Genomic DNA, 20,516 nt, shown 5'->3' with positions numbered 1-20,516 from the left:
GACTGTCCAGGAGTGTCCGGACTTCGTCCTGTTGTGGGACGGCCCTCGCTGGCTTCGTCAGCCCCCGCGCCGTCGGGGGTTCATTTCGGTCTGCGTTGAGAACGGATCGTCCTGATCCGGCGCAACATTGTCCCGTTCCGGGATTCGAACCGAGAATCAGGCAGCTGTCTCGGTGGGTGTCCCAAGTATGGCAAACACCCTGCTTAAGGACGACTGCGCTGAACGAAAAGCGGCCTGATCCAAGCGAGGAACCGTCCCGCGAACTGACTCCCCCGGATTGTCCCGAGCCCGCCCTTTCAGTGAGAGGAACCCACGGCGATTGTCGCCGTCCACGAGATCCCACGGTCATGGACGACCGTTCGTGCCTGCGGTTTGTAAGGAAGCGAATTCAGGAAGTCGTATGAGTAAAAATTCCGTCATTTGTCTCGAAGAAAAGCCCTCTTCGCGGACAACCAAATCAAGGAAGAAGTCCGCGGCGGCCACGCCGTTTACCGGGCCCTGGCCGAAACCCGGAACACCTGAGGAAGCTCAGATGGTGGAGGAGAACCTAGGGATGGTTCGGAGCGTTGTTTCCCGCCTGAGCCTGGGCCTGCCTACCCACGTGGATGGAGATGATCTCTACAGCGCCGGTTTGGCTGGGTTGCTCAACGCCATTCGAGCCTACAACCCGCGAGCGGGCACGAGTTTTGAGACTTACGCTCGAGTGCGTATACGCGGATCCATTCTTGATGAATTGCGGCGGATGGACTGGGTCCCCCGATCGATCCATACCAAAGCCAGGAAGGTTCAGGCGGTTGCGAAGACCATTGAGCAAAAGAAGGGTCGTCCGGCCACGGAAGAGGAGTTGGCGAAAGGCCTGAAGTTATCTTTGAAGGAGTATCAGCGCTGGGCCGAGGAGATTCGTCCGGCGACGATCATTAACCTGGATGCCGATCTGCAGTCCGAGACCGACGACTCCTTGTCTCAATACGAGAGTTTGGCGGACATTCGGGCGGAGGATCCGGTCGAAGGGGCCTTCCGACGTGAGTTAGCGGAGTTGATCGCCCGGGAGCTTCATCAGCTCCCCGAGATGCAGCGCAAAGTGTTGGCGCTCTATTATTTTGAAGAGCTGCGGCTGGCGGAGATCGCCGCGGCGTTTGGGCTGACCGAATCCCGCATCTGTCAAATTCATGCCCAAGCGCTGCAATCCATCAAAGGGTGTCTGCAACGGTGCGATCCCTGCTTTATGCAGCCCTACAGTTTCTGACGCGGCTGCGGTCGCGCTCACTTTTCGCCGACCTTAACGACGGAAACAAAAACCCCTGGCGCAGTTGGCTTCTCAGAAGGCCGCGCCAGGGGTTGTTTTTTGAATCGGTTTCTTGAAGCTTACTTGAGCGACTTTAAGGAGATGTTCCGGAAGGTCACCGCGTCCCCATGGCCGGCGAAGCCGAAGTATCCTGAAGTCCGGTCCTTACCGGGGTGCGGGGAGTTGGCCATGATATCCTTCACTTGGGACAGATCGCCGTCGAGAATCACCGTGCCGTTCAGTTCCACCTTGATAGTCGAACCTTTGACCGTGACCTCTTGGAAATTCCACTCGCCTACCGGGCGCTGGTAACCCCGATGGGCGGCGATCATGCCATAAGCGGAGCCGTGGTATTGTCGCGCGTCGAGCTTCTTGTACATCTCGGCACCGTCATCGAGCACCTGGAGTTCGCACATGCCTACATAGGCCGTGTCGCCCTCTCCGGGATAGCGGATCGCGAGGCCGTTGTTTCCGCCAGGAGGCAACTTGAATTCCACGCGAGCCACGAAGTCGGTGAGCTCCTCTTTAACATAGATCGTGCCGCCTTGCTTGGGTTTGCAGCCGATCGTTCCATCCACCACTTCGTAGTTGTTCAGCGGACCGGCCCAACCGGTGAGGTCCTTGCCGTTGAACTTGGATTCGAAGCCGGCGTTGCCGTGGTTCGACAGAATCTGGTTGGCCTCGGCGCCCGGAATCTCCCGGATGAAGATGTTCCGCCAGCGAATCTCGCCGCCGTGGGTTTGGAGTTGGATCGGGCCTTTGGCCGGGATGGGCGTCTTGCGGTCGTAATAGTTCTCCAGGTTTGCGAAATCGACCACTTTCTTGGAGTTCAGCCAGATGCTCACTCGGGATCCAACCATGAGAATACGGAAAGTGTTCCATTCGCCAAATGGCTTGTCGGCCAGTTCCAAGGGATCCTTGCCGGGAGCGCCTGGGCTGTTGTTCCAGAGACCCCCCGATCCTTTTGCACGACCAAGTTTTTGCTGCGGGTCTGGTTCCGTGGAATCCCAGATCTGCACCTGGGGCACGCCGCGCAGGTAGATGCCCGAGTCCGCTTTGGGGACGGTCTTGTAGTCGATCAGGAGTTCGAAGTCGCCGTAGTCCTTCTCGGTCGTCGCGTAGGCTCCGAAACCATCGTTGACCAACTCCTCCCCCTGGGCGGTCCAGTGGGGTTTGCCGGTGTCCTTATTCACGGCCATCATGGACCGGGTCCAGGAGGAAACCTGCTTGATGAGGTCGGCGGTGGGCAGGCTGGTTAGCTTGCGGTGGTCATAGGTGTCACCTCCACGCCAACCGGTGAGGTCCTTGCCGTTGTAGAGGCTGGTGAAACCGGCCGGCGGTGTGGCCACGGCGGCTCGCGCGTGCGGCGCAAGGGCGGACGAGGCTAGCAACGAGGTCAGAGCGAGAATCTTGGATAGAGCGGGCACATGAATCTTCATAGGCTTTACTCAGGCGAGTTCATAACAGTCCGCTGAGAAACGCGAACCATTTTTTAGAGTAAAGAATCAGGCCGCCTTCCCAAAACATACGGCTGGGAAAACGTCCTGCCTCCGCTAGGCTCTCTCACAACATGCACCCTGCGAACCCCGAGCGCACTCGATCCTCCGCCTACATGGAGTGGGTGAAGACGCAGACCCCGGCTCGCTTCGGCCTCCTGACCAGCGGGATGATGTTCTGCCCTTTGTCTTTCTTGGGGGGCACCCTGGAGGATCTCGAGGTCAATGGCCCGAGCTTCTACGGTTATGAGCCGCTGGTCCGCGCGGTGGCTCAGCACTCCGGAGTCGCTCCTGAAAACGTGGTCTGTGCGGAGGGGACTTCGATGGTTAACCACTTGGCCATGGCCAGCTTGGTGGAGCCAGGCGACGAAGTGCTGGTCGAGGATCCTACCTACGAACTGCTCCTGTCCCTGGCGGGTTATCTGGGCGCAAGGATCAAACGCTTTCCTCGTGGTCGAGAAACCCGGTTTCTTCCCGATCCCGACGACCTGGCCGCGGTGATGTCCAGTCGCACCAAGCTGATTGTGCTCACTCAGCTGCACAATCCGTCCAGTGCCTGGATGCCTGAGTCGCTTCTCCGTCGAATCGGAGAGCTGGCGCGCCAGGTGGGCGCGCGAGTGCTCGTGGATGAGGTCTATCTGGAGGCGATGGGGCCAACCCCGCCGCCATCGGCCTTTCACCTGGGTCCCGAGTTCGTCACCACCAACAGCCTGACCAAGGTCTATGGTCTCAACGGGCTGCGCTGTGGGTGGGCGCTCGCCGAGCCCGCCCTGGCTCGGAAAATGTGGCGGTTGAACGACTTGTTTGGCGTCATCCCGTCGCACCTGTCCGAACGACTGAGCGTGATCGCGTTTCGTCGAATGCCAGACTTGCGCCGACGCACTCTGGAGCACCTTCAAGTGAACCAGGCGGCCTTTCGTTCAATCCTTCAGCCGCATCCCCGTTTGGAGGTCTGCGCGCCGGGGTATGGCACCATTGTTTTTCCGCGGCTCAAGACGGGTGATGCCACCGAGTTCTGTCGTTTCTTGCGTGACCGTTACCAGACTTCGGTGGTGCCGGGGACATTTTTTGGTCATCCGGATCATTTTCGGATCGGTCTTGGCGGCCCATGCGAGACGGTGAAGGCCGGACTCGAACAAGTCAGAACCGCATTGGAGGAATGGAACCCATGAAAAAAAAACTGTTTTGGAGTGGTATTCGCTGTTGGGCGCTGGTCGTGGCGTGCTGGGGGGAGATTCAGTGGGCCGAGGCTGCGGAGGGGGCCACCCCGCCTCCAGCGGTCGTTCCGCAGCCGCTTTATACGTATCGGGAGGAGCATGATCCGAATGGAATCGGCAAGTTCTTCATGGGGCGCGAAATCGCCTACGTCATGGGGCATCAGGCGGCCGATTGGCTGGAGCGGCCGAGCCGAGAAGCCGAAGAAAAGACGAGTCGGCTGCTTCCCTTGCTTAAGCTCAAGCCTGGAGATCAGGTGGCGGATATCGGTGCGGGGACGGGCTATCTCACTCGGCGCATGGCTGGGCTTGTTTCACCAGGTGGACGCATCTTCGCGGTGGATATTCAGCCGGAGATGCTGGTGCTGCTGACCAATAAGCTAAGTCGGGCGGGGATCACTAATGTGATTCCGGTATTGGGGGAGATCCTTGATCCTAAGCTGCCCCCCGCGTCCCTGGACTTCATCATCATGGTGGACGTGTATCACGAATTCTCCCATCCCTATGAGATGACGGTGGCGATGTGTCGTGCCCTTAAGACCGGAGGACGATTGGCGTTCGTCGAGTTTCGTAAAGAAGATCCGCTCGTTCCCATCAAGGAAGTCCACAAAATGTCCGAGGCGCAAGTGCGCGCCGAGATGGCGTTGCATCCGCTCGAGTGGGTTGAAACCTTGCGGGATCTTCCGTCTCAACACTTGATAGTCTTCCGCAAACGATGACTCCAAGCCCGCGCCAAGAGAGGGACAATGGATGAGTGGCTGCGAGGCAATGGTCTCATTGAAAAACTGGTTCTCAAGTTTTTCATGAAGCTGACGAAATAGATGGAATGGGCAACCGACGCCAAGGAGGTGGGGGTGGAGAACCCCGCTGAAGAAACGTTCAGCTGCCCAAACCAATCTTTAGATAGTCTTTTCACGGTCGGGATGCAACAGGGTTTTGCTAAAAATTAGCAAAATCGTGTTCTCTTCTTCGAACCGATGTCGACTTCTTAACGATTCAGACCAGCACTCACGACGGTGCCCGGCAGTGTCTCGTTGCCTGCCGACGTGAATCTTAATCTAACCCGCATCCTACCGAGTCGTAATCGCTGGGTTGGTGACTCCCGAATGGGGTAATTCTTGCCCGGTTGTGAGGGGGATTGTCTGGATTGTGGACACTTCGGGAAGGGTGCTACTCGCGATGAGGTGAGCGTGAGGTTGTCCCCGAAATGATGGAGGGTGCCAGCAGCCCTGAAGCCACTGACACCCCCTGTGCCTCATACCCGCCCGTGCGCACGGGCGGGTCCCCATCTCCTCAGCCTGTCGCATGCGAAAAGCGACAGAAAATCAACCGCATCGTGCCGTTTCTTGCCCCAGGCTTGCTGATCCAAGACCCGATTTGCGGGTGGACACCGCGCACCTGTTCTTAAGTACTACGCTGGCGAGCCTCCAATATTACAGAATTCCGAGATTTTTTTTCGGAAACCTGAGATCCTCGGTTCCGTCTCGGCCTGAACTCGGTTGTTGCTTGCCTTGACCCGGTCCCCATTTCCGATATTAACTTTCCGCCTATGAGCCACCGTCCACGTCATCTATGGAATCTTGTCGGCATTGCTTTGCTGATGCTGACCGCATGTCAGCCGTCCACTCCTCCAGGGTCTGCTGGACAATCCGATGCCGGCAAGAAGCCCGGCAAGAAGCCGCGAGTCGCCTTTATCAGCAACGGCGTGGCGGCGTTCTGGACCATCGCTGAAACGGGGGTCAACCATGCGGCGCAGAAGCTGGACGTGGAAGCGAGTGTCCACTTTCCCGCTGGAATCGAGGATCAGAAACGCACGATCGAGGATCTCATCACCCGAGGGGTGGACGGGATTGCGGTAAGCCCGATCGACCCGGTCAATCAGACCGAGATCTTGAACAAGGCCGCCGCCAACACCAAAGTTATCACGCACGACTCCGACGCGCCTGACTCCAACCGGCTGCTCTACATCGGCATGGACAACTACAAAGCCGGGCGGATGTGCGGCCAGTTGGTGAAGGAGGCTTTGCCCAACGGCGGTAAACTCATGATCTTTATCGGTCGGCTGGAGCAGGACAACGCCAAGCGCCGCCGCCAGGGTGTGATTGATGAAATCATGGGTCGATCGGAGGATCCTACACGCTACGATCCGCCCGGCGATGTCATCCAGGGCAACGGGTTCACCGTGTTGGGTACCTTGACGGACCAATTCGATCGGGCCAAAGGCAAAGCGAACGCCGAGGACGCGATGGCGCGCTACCCGGATCTCGACGGAATGATCGGGCTGTTTGGGTACAATCCTCCCTTGCTCATCGAAGCTCTCGACCGAGCCGGCAAGCTCGGCAAGATCAAGCTGATCGCCTTCGATGAGGCCGATGAGACCCTTGATGGAATTCAAAAGGGAAACGTCTATGGGACTGTGGTTCAGAACCCCTACCTGTATGGCTATCGTTCCGTTGAGATCCTCAAGGAGCTGGCCCTGGGAAACCAAGCTGTGATTCCAGCGAGCAAGTTCATCGACATCCCGGCTCGTCACATCCGCAAGGACAACGTGGCGGAGTTTTGGAAGGAGCTGAAGGAGATGACCAAGAAATAACGCAGCCCGGATTTCTTTCGGCGGTGCAGCCCCAGAGTCCGCTGGTGTCCGTAAGGTTCGACTTGCATGTCGAACTCCGGCCTGGGTGGGTTGCACTTCCCGAAGGTTGCCATTTTTGCTGGATCCATGGTCGCCCCTACTTCTCCAACTGAGTCGGCAGCCCCGTTCCTCGAAGCCCGAGGGATGGTTAAGCAATTCCCCGGGGTGAAGGCACTTCGGGGCGTGAGTCTTTCCATTGGGCGTGGTGAGGTGGTTTCGGTGGTGGGGGAGAACGGTGCGGGCAAGAGCACCCTGATGAAGATCCTGGCCGGAGTTCAGCCGCCGGATGAAGGGGAACTCGTGCTGCAAGGACGTCGAGTGGTGATCGACTCGGTCGAAGCTGCCTTGGAGCTAGGCATCGCCCTGATTCATCAGGAGCTGAACCTGGCCGACAACCTGGAGGTCGGAGCCAATATTTTCCTCGGCCGGGAACCTCTCCGCGGAGGCTTCATCGACCATGCCCGAATCCGCCGTGAAGCGGTCGGTTTCCTGGATCGGGTCGGACTGAAGGTGGATCCCCGGACCCTCGTCAGCGACCTGACCATCGGGCACCAGCAGATGGTAGAGATCGCCAAAGCCCTTTCGGTCAATGCGCAGCTGCTGATCATGGATGAGCCGACTTCCAGCTTAAGCCAGCACGAAGCGGAGCAGCTCAAGAACGTGATTCGTGATCTGAGCTCGCGCGGGGTGAGTATCCTCTACATCAGCCATCGATTGGGTGAAGTGCGCGAGTTGTCGCATCGCGTGGTGGTGCTCCGTGACGGCGAGAATGCCGGGGAACTGTCCGCCGGGGAGATCACGCATGACAATTTGGTGCGCTTGATGGTCGGGCGGGATGTTTCACAGTTCTATCGCCGCGGCCAATCCGCCGCCGCGGCGAAGTCTACGCATCAGGCTGAGCGGCAGGCTCCATTGCTGGACGTGCAGGAACTCCGAACTCCGGCGCATCCGGACCAGCCCATCAGCTTTCGGTTGTTCGCTGGAGAGATGGTCGGCCTGGCAGGTTTGGTGGGAGCCGGTCGGACTGAGGTTTTACAGACTCTTTTTGGAATCACGCCGGCTGTCTCCGGTCAGATTTCCATCTCCGGTCAGGCGCGCTGCATCAAGACGCCGCTGGATGCCATCGATGGCGGCTTGGCCTTGGTGCCCGAGGATCGTAAGCAGCAGGGGCTGGTGCTCGAGATGGCGGTGCGGGAAAACCTCAGCCTGGCCAGTCTGCGACGGCAGCAGCGGTGGGGACGGTTGCCGAAATCCTACGAAGTCCAGCTGTCCGTCGACATGATTCAGCGGCTGAGGATCAAGACACCGAATGACCGGCAGGAGGTCCGTTTTCTCTCGGGAGGCAACCAACAAAAGGTTGTTCTGGGCAAGTGGCTGGCGCTGGAGCCTAGAGTGCTGCTTTTGGATGAGCCCACGCGGGGCATCGATGTCGGGGCCAAGGCGGAGATTTATCGGATCATGGAAGAGTTGGTGGAGCAGGGGGTGGCGATTCTCTTCGTCTCGAGCGAGATGGAGGAGGTTCTGGGGCTATCGGATCGAACTCTGGTCATGCACGAGGGGCGCATCGCGGGTGAACTGCGGCGGCATCAGCTCAGTGAAGAGGCCGTGATGAGGTTGGCGACGGGTCAGGTGGGAGATTTGTCATGAAGAAGCTATTGGGTATTTTTGGACTGCTGCTGGTGGTGTGCGTGGCCACACACCTGATGAGCCCGCAATTTCTTACCCCCTACAACATCGAGAACCTGTTTCGCCGAACCGCGCTGTTCGGGATCCTGAGCATCGGGGTCGCGTTTGTGATCATCACCAGCGGCATCGATCTCTCCATCGGGTCTGTCGTCTGCCTGGTCGGAGTGGGCCTGCCGTGGCTGTTGACTGAAATCAAGGTGCCGCTCGGGGCTGCCCTGGGCATCGCCATTGGAGTCTCCGTCGCGATCGGGTTTGTGCATGGGTGGCTGATCACCCGTCTTCGAATCCAGCCCTTTGTCGTCACGCTGTGCGGGCTTCTCATCTACCGCGGGATCGCCCGCGGGATCACCCGGGACCAAACCATGGGGTTTGGAAATGACTTTAAAGGGTTACGCTGGCTGGCTACCGAGAAAATCGCCATCCCCGGCTTGGATAACTTCGCCATTCCTTTTCCCTGCATCATCCTCCTGGTAGTCGCCATCCTGGCCGCCATTCTGCTCAATCAGACCATCTACGGCCGATATTTGCTGGCGTTGGGACGCAACGAGGACGCCGCCAAGTACAGCGGCATTCGCACGGAACGGATGATCATTCTGGCGTATGTGATCTGCGCTACCCTTTCGGGCCTCGGCGGGCTGCTGTTCGTGCTCGATGTTAATTCCGCACAGCCGGCCGACTTCGGCAACTTTTATGAGCTCTATGCGATTGCCGCCGCCGTGTTGGGGGGATGCAGTTTGCGAGGCGGGCAGGGGACCATCATCGGCGTGATTTTGGGAACCGCCCTGATGCAAGTGCTTCGAACCATGATCACCCTGGTCGATGCCCTGCCGAAGAATATCGAATTCGCGATTATTGGAACAGTGATCCTGGGTGGAGTGATTGCTGATGAAGTGGTGAAGCGTTACCTGGCCAAGCGTAAGGCGGCTCGCCAGCTTTCCGCTGGCTGAGCGGGTACGTCCAACAAGTTATGAACCGTCGTGGTTTCCTTCGTTCGCTGTCGGTTTCCGCCACGGCCGGCGTGGCTCTGGGAGCTCAAGCCGCGGCCTATCCGGAGGGAGCTGCGGGTCGCACTGTCCCGCGATTTCCGGGAGCCCAGCCCCGAGGGACCTTCGCGCTGGAGGGCCAGAACGCCAGTTTTTATTCCCCGCTGATTTCTCGGCCGCTTCGCGTGCTGATGTTGGCCGATACCCATTTGTTCCTGGACGACGTTCGAGGGATCCCGTTCCGCTCGTTCAGCGGCCGAATGGCTGGCGCTTACAATCGGCCACTGCATTTTTTGACCGGCCAGGCCACGCATCCCCAGGAATGCTTCGAGGCTTCGTTGCGCCAGGCGCAGCTAATCAAGGCCGATCTCGTTGCGATTGTCGGAGATCTCTTTAGTTTTCCCTCGGAGGCCGCGATTGAATGGGTGTTGGACCGGTTGCGCTTCGCCGGGCTGCCTTATGTGTACGTCGCGGGCAATCACGACTGGCACTACGAGGGAATGGAGGGATCCATCGAGTCGTTACGAGCCACCTGGATCCAAAAGCGCCTGCTGCCGCTCTACCAAGGTCGGGATCCGATGGCCAGCTCAGTCGAAGTTCAGGGGGTTCGGTTCGTGAGCATTGATAACTCGGACTACCAGATTACGCCTGCGCAATTGCGGTTCTGGAGGACTGAGGTCCGTCGCGGACAGCCGATGGTTTTGTTGGTTCATATCCCCTTGTATGCTCCGGGGCGTTCGGTGGGGTTCGGTTGCGGCCATCCGGATTGGGGGGCGTCTTCCGATAAAGGATATGAACTTGAACGGCGGCCTCGCTGGCCGGAGGGCGGGCACTCGAGTGCCACCCTGGCGTTTCATCGCGAGGTGTTTGCAGCGAAGACGCTGTTGGGGGTTTGTGCGGGTCACGTTCACAAACCGGCGTTAGACGTGATCCAAGGCGTGCCTCAGTTGGTGACCCACGCCAACGCCTTCGGCGCGCATCTGGATCTTCGGTTCCAGCCCCTGAACTCGTCAGGCAGTAACCCGGTACATCGGACGTAGCCACGGGACTTGATACCGTCCGCCCAGCCCTCATCCTCCCCCGGTTAGCCCACGATCCATGCCCGATTATTCCTAACGTACGTATGAAATAATCGGGAGAGGGTGGTGAAAAATGATCATCTTTATGGGTGATTAACCATTGTCGGATCCCAGGTTGGGCATCTTTTTGAAACGATCGAGAGCGCCACGTCCCCAATCCTTGGAGTAGCTATGCGGCTGCGGGGGCGGGATTGCTGCCGGGGTGGCAGCGGGGGCCGGATGCTCAGGGTGAGGTGGAACCCCGGCGTTGGGCAGCGGCGGTGGACTGGAGGGCGCGGCTGTCGGCCGACGCTCGAAGAAGGAAGACTGTCCGTAGGTGGGAATATTGGGAGTGGTCGTCTGCACTGAGCCGGTCATGGAAGAGGGAAGCACGCCGGATTCGTGGCCGGCCACGAACCGAGAGGCCGCTTTGGCGTTTTCATGGGCTTCCCAGATGAGGCGAATCGTCGGGATCGCACCGAGATGGATGCGCAGGCGGCGATACGAGAGCTTTGGCAACTCGAGGCCCACCACCATTGTTTCCGCTTCGAGCACCGCCTCCAGCAGTCCCTGAAGAATGGCCTCGCCGGCATGCCGCTGAACGAGACTGCTGAGCAGGGGCAAGGGGACGGCCTGAGCTCGGTCGAGCAGGAGGACCAACCGGTGGATCGGACCCAATTCCATCTCGAATCCGGAAACCTCATACCCCGCCTCCCGCAACACCGGGGCGGCGGCAGTGATCTGATGCACTGCCTCGGGCAGGCCGCTGGGATCCGTGAGCTTGAGCCCGGAGATCGTGGACTGGACATCTTGGCCGATCCCTTGCAGCTCATGGGTCGTCTGTTGCAGCGCGTGGCGGAATTCCGCCACTTTCAGCGGAGCGCCTTCGACCGCTTGCTTCATTCGAATCGCCTTCTGGGCGGCTTCTTGGATTTTCTGGGCGAAGGTTTTCATGTTTGGTTTCCAGGCAGTGGGGGAGGGGCAGGGGCGGTCGGCTGGTTTTGGGCTTCGGCCAGCGCCTGCTGGATTTTCTCCAAGAACACCCGCTCGTTGTTCAACATTTCCTGAGTGAGTGGCAGTTCCACGGTTCCGTCCTTGGCTCGAGCGACCAGCATCTCGTCGATCTTGCGAACATGATCTCGCTGCTGAGCGGAGATGTCTTTCAGGGTCGCCAGGGTGCTGTGGATCATCTCCATCTCGTGGGAGAGGCTGCTCACTTTCTCGGCCATGGCTCCGGTGTGGACGGCGGTGATGGCGCGGCTGAGATCCTCGCGCAAAGCCCGAAGCCCGTCACTCAGCTGTGTGCCCAGCGCGGCGGGCGCCGCCGCCGAGCCAGCCTGCGCGCGCAGGGTTGACTGCAAGGCTCCCAGGTTGTCGTTCAGCGGACCAAGGTCGATGGAGATCTGGGGCGGGATTGCCTTCTGGGCGAGGTGCCCGGCCAGCGTGCTCTGAATCGACTCCAAGCCTGTATGGACGGCCGAGAGCTGCTGTACCACGCGGTTCACCGGATCCTGGTCCGAGCCTCCTTTTCCAATGAGGTTTCGTCGGAAGGTCGCACAGATATCCTCCCAACGCTTCTTCTCGTCCGGGGTTTGAATCCCGATCATTTGGCGGAACTTCAGCAAATTGGACTCCGCGCCGGTCGTCAGAGTTTGGGACTCCCCCTGATAATGATCGGTGACCAGACGGAGCACCTCCTCGTCGTTCATCATGGGCACCACCTTCTCGGCCAGCCGGTTCATGTTCCGATACGACCCCTGCAGGCGGAACGGCGGCTCGGTTCGATAGTCATCGGTTTGCGCCGCTGAGCGGATGTACTCTTGGTTGACGAGCAGGATGATCTCCCGGATCCGGATCAGCTGCTTGAGCGTGGCGACGATCTCATCCAGCTCCTGAGTGGAGTAGTTGGCCTCGAACCCATCGGCAGGACGCTCCCCGGTTTCGGCCAGGTGGATGAAGGAGCGAATGTCCTTCTGGCTCTTGTTAGTCAGCGGCGCCAGCACGGCGTTGGAAGTAATGGCGTTTTCGAGGTAACTGGCTTTGAACGCTTCCGCGCTGCCCCCAATGATGTCGCCCAGGTTGTAGGTGTCGGCCCGGTTGGCAAGCATGTCGGGAATCTTGAACTTCTGTCCGCTCTCCGTGTAAGGGTTGCCGGCCATGACCACCACCACCTTTCGCCCGCGCAAATCGTAGGTTCGAGGTTGGCCCCGCCACACCCCTTCGATCTTCCGCTGGCCGTCGCAAAGCGAGATGAATTTCTGCAGGAACTCCGGATTGCAGTGCTGGATGTCATCGACGCAGATGAGCACGTTGTCGCCCATTTCCAGGGCCAGGTTGAGCTTGTGGATTTCCTCCCGAGCGGCGGCGTTGGGGGCCTCCTCCGGATCCAGCGACGTGACGGCGTGGCCGATGGCGGGGCCGTTGATCTTGACGAAGACGATTCCGAGTCGGGCGGCCACATACTCCATGAGAGTGGTCTTGCCATAGCCCGGAGGCGAGATGAGCAGCAGTAGGCCCATGAGATCGGTTCGCTTGGCATCGCCGGCGGCGCCTATCTGTTTGGCGAGATTGTCGCCGACTCGCGGCAAGTAGACATGGTCGACCAGTTGGTTCCGGACGAAGGAACTCAGGACCCTCGGCTTGAATTCGCCCAGTCGCAGCCGTTTGCGCTCGCGCTCCAGCAGGCCCTGTTTGATCTGATGGTAGGCCTGAAAGCGCGGCACGAAGTCGCGCTCGTGGCGATGGAGTCGCGCGGTGAAGTCGTGATAGTCAAACGTGTAACGGCTGGTTTGAACCCGGGGGTGCTGACCTTGCATCCCCTCCAGCATCGTTTGGGCGGGGGCCTGGACGGGCTGACGCTGGACGGTGTCGCCGGCGAAGAGGAAGGCCGCGACTTCCTCCAGGAACGGTCGGGCCTGCGGTTTGTCGAGCAGGAAGCCACGCACCCAGTCCCGCACCAGCTCGAGTTCGCTGCCAGGGTGGTCCTTCAGGGCAAGGCGGGCCTTCAAGAACGTCTCCTCGCTGCCTTTGGCGGCGAGATGTTGTCGGAACACGGTGAGCAGCGACTCCGCCTCTTGGCTGGAGACCAAGCGTTCCCCCTCCAGGAGCTGATGAAACAAATACTCCCCGGCCTCGGACTCGGTCCCGCGCGGGAAGAGGCCATGTTGGTGGAGAAATCCGGCTACCGAGGTGCGCAGCTCGCCGATGTAGCCCTGTTGCACGGCGTCGCCAGGAAAGACTCGATTTCGCTCGGCGAAGCCCCGGAGCTTGGCCATCCAAAGCACCCGCTCCTGATCCCCGCAAAATCGGGTCCAGTAAACCAGTGCGCAACCGCGTGCCGTGGGAGAGTAGCGAGCGAGCTGCAGGGCGTGGTGGGTAGTAATCCAGGCCTCGAAGATGCGCGCCGCATCAAGGTCATGCACCCCCTTGGTATACCCGTCCTGATAGCGTGAAGCCATGCCTGCCTGAACGCGGGCCAGCCGTTGCGCGGATGATTCCTGCAGGATGGCTTCGAGGGTGTTGGCGGGGTCCCTTGATGCCTCGGGAAGCTGAGGCCCGGGTTCGACCAGAGTCTTGGCGAGCTGCCAGGCCAGGAACTCGGCTCGGTACACCTCGGGGCTCTCCGAGATGGCCTCCTGGCCCCAGGCTTCCCGGGTGGCCAGAAAGGCGGCGTCCAGGATAGGCTCGAAATATTTCGTGCTGGTGAGATGGAGATGGGGGGCGTCGTCCTGCATCACCACCGTCAGGTCCAAAGGCTGGGTGTTGATGTTGAAACTGTGGCGTCCCAGCTTGATGATTCCTGGTCCCTCCGCAAACAGCTCCTGACGATCCTTGAGCTGGCGCACCGCCTCCTGTTGGATGCTCTTGAGCCGGCCCTGAAGATCATCGGCTTTGACGGCATCCTCCAGGGCGAGCAGCTGGGCCGTCAGGTCGCGTACCTTGGCGACCATCTGGTCGGACGCGACGTAGGCGTTGATGTCCTCGAGGGATTTGAAGCTCGCGAGCCGGTTCTGAATCACCTTCAGAATTCGTTCGGCGGCGCTCATCAGCGCCGAGGCCTTCCGGCTGCGCTGCTCCACCAAGGCGATCTTTCGCTGTTCGAACGCCTCGTAGATCTCCGTCCTCCGCTCCGTCAGCTGGACAGTGAACTCTTCAAAGTCGGCGAACGCGCCTTCCAGTTCCTCAATCTGCACCGAGAGGCGGTTGAGGTAATCGTCGCATTTGGCCGGAGAGTCGCAGAGATCGAGATAGCTTGCCGCCGCCTGGCTCAGCAGCTTGACCTGGGCGGTGAACTGGGCGGTGCTTTCGGTGGAGACGAGCGAGCTGAGCTTCTTTTTGAGCGCGGCCCGAATCTGGTTGAGCGTGGAGTAGACGGAGGTGATGCCGTCGATGATCCGCGTGGTTTCGGTGGCGTCTTCGATCCGGAGGCCGTTCACCACTTCAATCAGCATCTCCAGCTCCGCGCCGGCATCCGACACAGCTTTCTCGATTTTTCGGCCTTCGGCTGCTTTGGCGACCTTCTCGACGGCGGCACGCTGCTCCTCCGCCTGCTTTCGATAGGGATCCAAGGACTCGGGGCGCAGCAGGAACTGGACGCAGGTTCCGGAAAGTTGGACCAGCTGCTCGGCAACAGATTTTTCAAGGGCCTCGATGGACGGGATCGAGATGTAGCGAACTTCCTTGAGCGTGATGAGTTCTCCGCGCAGTTGCCGAAGCGCCGAGAGGCTGCGCACGAACTCGTTGAGCGTGCGGAACGAACCGCGCCGAATGTCCTGAAAACAATCCTGAGAGCGTTTCGTCGCATCCTTGAGACGATCGGCCGCCTCGCGCTGCAATCGGCGGACTTTGTCAAACTCCGCCACCGCCTTGTCGGCGATCTCGGCAGTCTTCAATAACGCCTCATTGAGGCCGGAGCCCTCGGCGTGGTTGAGCCAGGCGTATGTGTCCAGAATGCTTCGGCAGCGCTTGACCAGGTCGTCGTAGAGCGCGGCGTAGGGACTTTCCTTGCGGACCAACGTCAGCACCTCGTTGCACTCGGCGAGGCATCGGACCACCTCCTTGTTTCCGACCTGGTAGAGAAAGGCGTCCCGATTGCCGGGAGGTTCGAAGCCCGGTTTATGGAAAGGGGTTTGGCGGAGCTGGACGGTGTGGTGTTTTTGCGGCTCGCGATCGGCGCGGAAAAGCACCAGATTTCCATTGGGGAAAAGCGAGTAGCCGTTGCAGGTGATTCGCTCCTCGACGCGCTGCTGGATGAGCCGGTAGGGGAAGAGCGCGTACGATCCCGAGTTCCGTTCGAAGAACACGAAAAGCGAGTCCTCTCCATTTGGCGCATGGATGACGCGCTCGAATACCAGCGATGGCTCATCGATGGCGAACTGCTTGAGTTCCCCGGTGGCCAGATAGTAGCCATCAGGGAAGATCAGCCCATGACCCTCCGGTAGGAACACGCAGGACTGGCCTATGGAATCGACGCGGACAGCCTGCTCAGTCTTCTCGTTAAAAATGAAGAACCGTGCGGTGTTCTCCTTGTAGGGGCGGACTTTGAGGAGGATCAGGTGATCGACGATCGCGTAGGCGATCTCGGCGTCATCCAGCTTCTGGTGCTTGTCGTCAACCGGCTCCGAGTAGATGCCTTCGCCGCTGACGGTGCTATCCTCGATCTTGATGGTCAGGTCGCCCCCGATGCACTCGACGAACACCCGGTCCTCGATGGACACATGCGGATGGTTCCCGTAGCGGAACGAGTTGCGGTCCGGTAGCAGCCACTTGAACTCGTGCGGAGGGGGGAAGCCGATCCGGCGAAACTCGGCCTCGGCTCGGCCGTCCAGGTAACGCGGCGCACCGTCGTTGTATTCCCATTTGAACGCCGCAATGTCGTCGATGCCAGGGCCGGTGGAAAAGATGAGATAGAGCCTGCCTTCGACCAGCGAGAACTTCTGAAATGAACTTTTCTCGTAGACGTTGTAGAGCCGCTTGAAATCGACCAGGAAATTCTTATCGCGCAGTACGTCCAGCGGCGATTCTTTCCAGGCGCCGGTTTCGCTGTCATGCTCATAGATGGCGAACACGTCGGACAGGTCCATCTCTCGCTTGAGTCCGAACTGAACATTGAACCCGAACAGGAAGCGTTTTTCCCCCAGCTGGACCATGTCCTTCGGCAGGCAGTTATGAGCCGTGACGATGCGGTCAGCCCGCAGGAGCTTAAACTCGATGGATCCGAAGACCTCCTGGCGGCGTTCATCCAGGGCGGTCATCCGCTCGCGGAGACGTGCTCCTTCGGCCTGGAGCCTGGTTCGGATCAGGTCGTAAGTGGCTCCCGCCAATGAGGCGTTGGAGGCGGCCGCCCCTGATGGTGGGGGCGGAGCGCCTTCCCGGGTATCAGGAGAGGAGCCTGGTGGAGCCTCGGCCATGTTGACAGGCGTTAGCTCGGTTCACCCATGACTTGACTCGCGGGAGCGGAAGCGATCCCGGCTTCTTTCGCGGCGTTCAAGCTGGATTTCAGCACCGACTTCAAGTCGGCGTCCTGGGTTGAAGCGAGCATCCTTCCGAGCAGCGCCGAGAGCGTGAGATTTTTCAGATCCTCGGTCTTGATCCCGAAATCCTGCACCCAGCGCCGGAGCTGCGCCTTGAAGTGTTCGGCGTCGCCGTTAAAGAACGTGTTTTTGATCTCGGTCAGCGTGTTGCTGTTGTGGACCAGCCGGTCCACCGCCTTGCCGTTGCCGACGGCGCGAACCACCTTCTCAAAGAAGTCATTCTCCCCGCCCACGATGTCGATTTTGGCGCTCTTGAGAGCCTCGCCGACCAGAGTGGAGTGAGCCTGGGCGATCTCCCGCTGAGTGGTGAGGGCGGCCAGTTCGATGTCCCGTTCCTTGGCGAGTCGGAGCCGGAACTCCTCGTGTTGTTGACCGGCTTCATGGAGGAGCTTCATGGCCTTGGCTTTCTCCTCAATGCCCTTGGCCTCGGCTCGCATCTTGGCCTCGATTCCGGTGGCGGTGGCGTTTTCCCGGTTCCGCGTGCCATCCGCTTCGGCCGCCGCCTGCGTTTGGGTGACCTCCGCGCTGACATCACCCTTGGCCTTGGTGACCTCGGCCTCGGCCAGGCCGATTTCGCGGAGGGCGACCGCCTCGGATTTGCGAGCGCCGGCTCGCGCCGTGATCACTCGGGCCTCCGCCAGTCCTTTCGCGGCTTCTTGCGCCGCGACCCCCTCGGCGTTCTGTTCCATGGCTTGGCGGTGCTTCTCGGACGACTTGGCCTCGGCATCCGCCATGGTCAGCATGCGCTCGGCGTCCCGCAGGGCGGCCTCGCGCGCCCCCTCGGCGGCCATGACCAGCTTGATCTTTTCGGCTTCCGCCAAGTTGCGTCCCGCCTCCCGCTGAGCTTCCGAGGCAACCACCTTCTCGACCTGGTCTTTCTTGGCTATCATCTCCGCCTCGATGAGGGTGACCTCCCGAACCCGCTCGGCGGTCATCCGAGCCTCGATGTTGGTCTTTTCCTCCTGCTGCTGGACAACCGCCTTTTGCTCGGCGACGACCACGGCGCGCTTGCGTTCCACATCGACTGCCGCCTCTGCGATCTTGATCTCCTTATCCATCTCCGAAAGCGACACCGAGCGCTCTCGACGAACTCGCGCTTCCTCACCCTCTTGGATGGATTCCTGCTCGAGCCGTTGTTTCTCCTTCTTCACGGTAAACTCACGTTCCTGCACGGAGCGGTTCATGTCCTCGGTGCGGAGCCGGATTGCCTCATCTGCCTCCAGCCGCTTGCGCTCCACCTCCATTCTGCGGCCCTCGATGACCTTTCGCGCTTCGGCCTCTTCGTTGGCCTTGATTTCCGTGATTGCGCGGGTCTGCTTGGCCGTATCTTCCTCGTTGCGGCGCTTCTGTTCGCGCTTGGCGATGTCGGCGTCCGCATTCTCGCGTTCGATCTGCACCGCTGCGCGCTGCGAGAATTCGTTGGCGACGACCCTTTCCCGTTGGGTGATTTCGGTAATTTTCTTGATGCCCTCGGAGTCGAGCACATTGCTGGGATCGTGTTGGTCCAGCGGAGTCTGCTCCAGATAGTCGATCGCGACATCCTGCAGGATGAAGCCATCCAGATCCTTGCCGATGGTGTTCTGAATCTGGTCGCGGAATTTGATTCGTTCGGTAAACAGCTCATGGAACTGCATCTGCTTGCCGGCGGTTTTGAGGGCTTCGGAGAACTTGGCCTCGAAGAGCTCGCGCAGCTGGTTGACATCCGACACGCGCTCCGGGGTGAGCATCTGAGCCACCTTGCGAACGCTTTCCTCGGTGGCTTCCACGCGGATGTAAAAGGCGACCGAGATGTCGGCCCGGATGTTGTCCTTGCAGACCAGGCCATCTTTTCCCTTGCGGGAGATCTCCAGCTTTTTCACGGAGATATCCACCACGTGGTAGCTTTGCAGCACGGGCAGGCGGATCAGATAGTCGAAGGCCACCTTGATGCCGCCGAAGCCGGTGGCGACGCCGGCGCGGCCTGGCTGGATCTTGCGGATGCACAGCGCCACGATGGTGAGGATGGCGGCGAGAACGACGAAGATGGGGATGAGAAGGATGGGTGACATGGTTCTCAGTAAAGTTGGCTCATCACAGGAGCAGGTGCGAATATCTGTTGTTAACCTCGAATGTGAGAGGTGTGATTACCAGATGGGGCTGGGAGAGCCAACACTATTTGTGCGGGCTAGCAGGCGGCAGGCTGCTAGGGGATGACCTGGTTGATCTGATTGAAATACCCCAGCCAGAACTGGATGACCTGCCACGCGATGGTGATGATCACTACCCCAAAGATGATGCCTCCGCCGAGCACAACCGCCAGGTGGGACTGGCGGGCTCCCTGGTCTTCATAATACTTGTGCATGCGCACCAGGGTTTCATCGATCTTACCGCTCAGTTCGGCGGAATGATACTGCTGGAGGAACTCAGTAGGGAAGATGCCGGCTTGATCCAGCATTTGCGACGGCGGCACGCCTGACTCCAGCTGCGAGCGGAAATCGCGCGAGGCGTTCTGAAGGCGGAAGGACCCGCTGGCCACGGCGGAAAGCTCGAAGGCGTGGATGGTTTCCACGCCGGCATTAATCAGAGCCTCCAGCGCGAGGCAGAAGCGGGAGAGGGCCATGCTGCGGCGGGACGAGCCGACGACCGGAGTTAGGTCGAGCACCCGGTCGAGCAGTCGGCGAACGAACTCACTGCGGTCGCTTTGAGAGTAGTAGGCGATGGCTCCGGCGGTGAGGTAGATCGGGCCGAGGATGAGAATCTTGGTCAGTAGGAAATATCCGATGGCTCCCTGCGTCACAAGGTTTTGGAGCGCGCCGATCGGAAAGACCAAGGCGGCGATGTGGACGAGGAAGATAGGGTAGGCGAGGGAAGCCAGCACGCGACGGAGAAGCCGTGCGCGGTCATCGTAGTAGCCGGCGAGCTTGAGAAAACACGCAGGCAACCGGCCGCTTTGCTCTCCGGCACCCAGCAAGGCAATGTCGAAGGCGGGCATCCACCGGCCCTGGGCTAACAAGGCCTCGCCGAAGCTGGAGCCTTGATGGATCGATTCGATTACGCGGGTAAGAGCCCGCTTCATCTGGCCGGATTGGGCGTGCTTAAGGGCAGTCTCCAACGCCAGCTGCAGCGTCAGTCCTACCTCTGTCATCTGACCGAGCTGACGGTAAAAGTCGGCTTTTTGGACCAGCTGTCGAGGCGTGAGGATCATGGCCTCGGAATGCGTTGCGGAGCAGCGTTACACCTGGGCAGGCCAACTCTGCTCCGCAAACGAGCGAGAGCTAGACCGCGACCTTGTCGATCGCGTCTTTGAATTTCTTCTTGGGGCCGCTGCCCACAATCTGGCCGGCAATCTGGCCATCGCGGAAGAGCAACACGGTCGGAATGGACTGAATGTTGTATTGAACGGCCAAGTCTTGGTCGTTATCGATGTTGACCTTGCCGAACTTCACTCGGCCGGCGTAGTCCCCGGCAAGTTCATCGATCGTTGGGGCGAGCATCTTGCACGGTCCGCACCACTCGGCCCAAAAATCTACAAAAACCGGGGTGCTCGAGCTCAAAACCTCTTGTTTAAAATTGGCGGAGGTGAAAGTCAGTACGTTGGCTGCGGCCATAAATTCAGGTCTTAGTTTGGTAGATCAAGTTCGGACTCGGTC

13 protein-coding genes are annotated in these 20,516 nt (G+C 59.9%); 7 read left to right on the top strand and 6 right to left on the bottom strand.

Annotated features, from left to right (window positions below):
- Nucleotides 1-400 precede the first annotated feature (400 nt).
- Nucleotides 401-1,246, top strand: a complete 846-nt coding sequence (locus JNN07_09605; protein MBL9167984.1) for a FliA/WhiG family RNA polymerase sigma factor — start codon at nt 401-403, stop codon at nt 1,244-1,246.
- A gap of 119 nt (nt 1,247-1,365) precedes the next feature.
- Here the strand turns inward: JNN07_09605 and JNN07_09600 are convergent, their stop codons facing one another.
- A complete protein-coding gene (locus JNN07_09600) occupies nt 1,366-2,724 on the bottom strand; it encodes a DUF1080 domain-containing protein (protein MBL9167983.1) in 1,359 nt (452 codons plus the stop codon).
- Between the two features lie 131 nt (nt 2,725-2,855).
- On the opposite strand from JNN07_09600, the gene JNN07_09595 reads away from it, so the two are divergent.
- The 6 genes from JNN07_09595 to JNN07_09570 all read left to right on the top strand — a co-directional run bounded on the left by JNN07_09595 (nt 2,856) and on the right by JNN07_09570 (nt 10,336).
- Complete coding sequence (locus tag JNN07_09595; GenBank protein MBL9167982.1) at nt 2,856-3,953, top strand: pyridoxal phosphate-dependent aminotransferase; 1,098 nt, start codon at nt 2,856-2,858, stop codon at nt 3,951-3,953.
- Entirely contained in the window at nt 3,950-4,714 is a 765-nt protein-coding gene (locus JNN07_09590; protein MBL9167981.1) for a class I SAM-dependent methyltransferase, read from the top strand. The genes JNN07_09595 and JNN07_09590 overlap by 4 nt, the downstream gene beginning before the upstream one ends.
- Before the next feature lie 830 nt (nt 4,715-5,544).
- Nucleotides 5,545-6,588 (top strand): sugar-binding protein, encoded by a 1,044-nt coding sequence (locus JNN07_09585; protein ID MBL9167980.1) that lies wholly within the window; start codon nt 5,545-5,547, stop codon nt 6,586-6,588.
- A 183-nt stretch (nt 6,589-6,771) separates the two neighbouring features.
- Complete coding sequence (locus JNN07_09580) at nt 6,772-8,274, top strand: sugar ABC transporter ATP-binding protein (GenBank protein MBL9167979.1); 1,503 nt, start codon at nt 6,772-6,774, stop codon at nt 8,272-8,274.
- Complete coding sequence (locus tag JNN07_09575; protein ID MBL9167978.1) at nt 8,271-9,260, top strand: ABC transporter permease; 990 nt, start codon at nt 8,271-8,273, stop codon at nt 9,258-9,260. The genes JNN07_09580 and JNN07_09575 overlap by 4 nt, the downstream gene beginning before the upstream one ends.
- Nucleotides 9,261-9,280: 20 nt before the next feature.
- On the top strand, nt 9,281-10,336 hold the full coding sequence (locus tag JNN07_09570; GenBank protein ID MBL9167977.1) for a metallophosphoesterase: 1,056 nt from the start codon (nt 9,281-9,283) through the stop codon (nt 10,334-10,336).
- A 132-nt stretch (nt 10,337-10,468) separates the two neighbouring features.
- Here JNN07_09570 and JNN07_09565 read toward each other — a convergent pair whose 3' ends face one another.
- The 5 genes from JNN07_09565 to trxA form a co-directional block, all read right to left on the bottom strand.
- The gene (locus JNN07_09565; GenBank protein ID MBL9167976.1) at nt 10,469-11,308 is read right to left on the bottom strand and encodes a hypothetical protein; all 840 of its coding nucleotides are present in this window, start codon (nt 11,306-11,308) and stop codon (nt 10,469-10,471) included.
- Nucleotides 11,305-16,764 (bottom strand): DNA repair ATPase, encoded by a 5,460-nt coding sequence (locus JNN07_09560; protein ID MBL9167975.1) that lies wholly within the window; start codon nt 16,762-16,764, stop codon nt 11,305-11,307. The genes JNN07_09565 and JNN07_09560 overlap by 4 nt, the downstream gene beginning before the upstream one ends.
- Before the next feature lie 11 nt (nt 16,765-16,775).
- Nucleotides 16,776-18,935: a hypothetical protein gene (locus JNN07_09555; GenBank protein ID MBL9167974.1), complete on the bottom strand. Its 2,160-nt coding sequence runs from the start codon at nt 18,933-18,935 to the stop codon at nt 16,776-16,778.
- Nucleotides 18,936-19,069: 134 nt separating this feature from the next.
- Nucleotides 19,070-20,071 (bottom strand): type II secretion system F family protein, encoded by a 1,002-nt coding sequence (locus JNN07_09550; protein ID MBL9167973.1) that lies wholly within the window; start codon nt 20,069-20,071, stop codon nt 19,070-19,072.
- Between the two features lie 70 nt (nt 20,072-20,141).
- Nucleotides 20,142-20,474 (bottom strand): thioredoxin, encoded by a 333-nt coding sequence (gene trxA, locus JNN07_09545; protein MBL9167972.1) that lies wholly within the window; start codon nt 20,472-20,474, stop codon nt 20,142-20,144.
- Nucleotides 20,475-20,516: the final 42 nt, after the last annotated feature.

The organism is Verrucomicrobiales bacterium (genome assembly GCA_016793885.1).
Taxonomy (GTDB): domain Bacteria; phylum Verrucomicrobiota; class Verrucomicrobiia; order Limisphaerales; family UBA11320; genus UBA11320.
The sequence above is the reverse complement of the archived record's forward strand: the minus strand, read 5'-3'. Positions and strand labels throughout refer to the sequence as shown.

Excerpts from the sequence above, each read along its gene's own strand:
- JNN07_09575 (MBL9167978.1), top strand. The coding sequence starts at position 8,271 with ATGAAGAAGCTATTGGGTATTTTTGGACTGCTGCTGGTGGTGTGCGTG.
- JNN07_09595 (MBL9167982.1), top strand. The coding sequence starts at position 2,856 with ATGCACCCTGCGAACCCCGAGCGCACTCGATCCTCCGCCTACATGGAG.
- JNN07_09580 (MBL9167979.1), top strand. The coding sequence starts at position 6,772 with ATGGTTAAGCAATTCCCCGGGGTGAAGGCACTTCGGGGCGTGAGTCTT.
- trxA (MBL9167972.1), bottom strand. The coding sequence starts at position 20,474 with ATGGCCGCAGCCAACGTACTGACTTTCACCTCCGCCAATTTTAAACAA.
- JNN07_09590 (MBL9167981.1), top strand. The coding sequence starts at position 3,950 with ATGAAAAAAAAACTGTTTTGGAGTGGTATTCGCTGTTGGGCGCTGGTC.
- JNN07_09565 (MBL9167976.1), bottom strand. The coding sequence starts at position 11,308 with ATGAAAACCTTCGCCCAGAAAATCCAAGAAGCCGCCCAGAAGGCGATT.
- JNN07_09585 (MBL9167980.1), top strand. The coding sequence starts at position 5,545 with ATGAGCCACCGTCCACGTCATCTATGGAATCTTGTCGGCATTGCTTTG.
- JNN07_09605 (MBL9167984.1), top strand. The coding sequence starts at position 401 with ATGAGTAAAAATTCCGTCATTTGTCTCGAAGAAAAGCCCTCTTCGCGG.
- JNN07_09550 (MBL9167973.1), bottom strand. The coding sequence starts at position 20,071 with ATGATCCTCACGCCTCGACAGCTGGTCCAAAAAGCCGACTTTTACCGT.
- JNN07_09570 (MBL9167977.1), top strand. The coding sequence starts at position 9,281 with ATGAACCGTCGTGGTTTCCTTCGTTCGCTGTCGGTTTCCGCCACGGCC.
- JNN07_09600 (MBL9167983.1), bottom strand. The coding sequence starts at position 2,724 with ATGAAGATTCATGTGCCCGCTCTATCCAAGATTCTCGCTCTGACCTCG.
- JNN07_09560 (MBL9167975.1), bottom strand. The coding sequence starts at position 16,764 with ATGGCCGAGGCTCCACCAGGCTCCTCTCCTGATACCCGGGAAGGCGCT.
- JNN07_09555 (MBL9167974.1), bottom strand. The coding sequence starts at position 18,935 with ATGTCACCCATCCTTCTCATCCCCATCTTCGTCGTTCTCGCCGCCATC.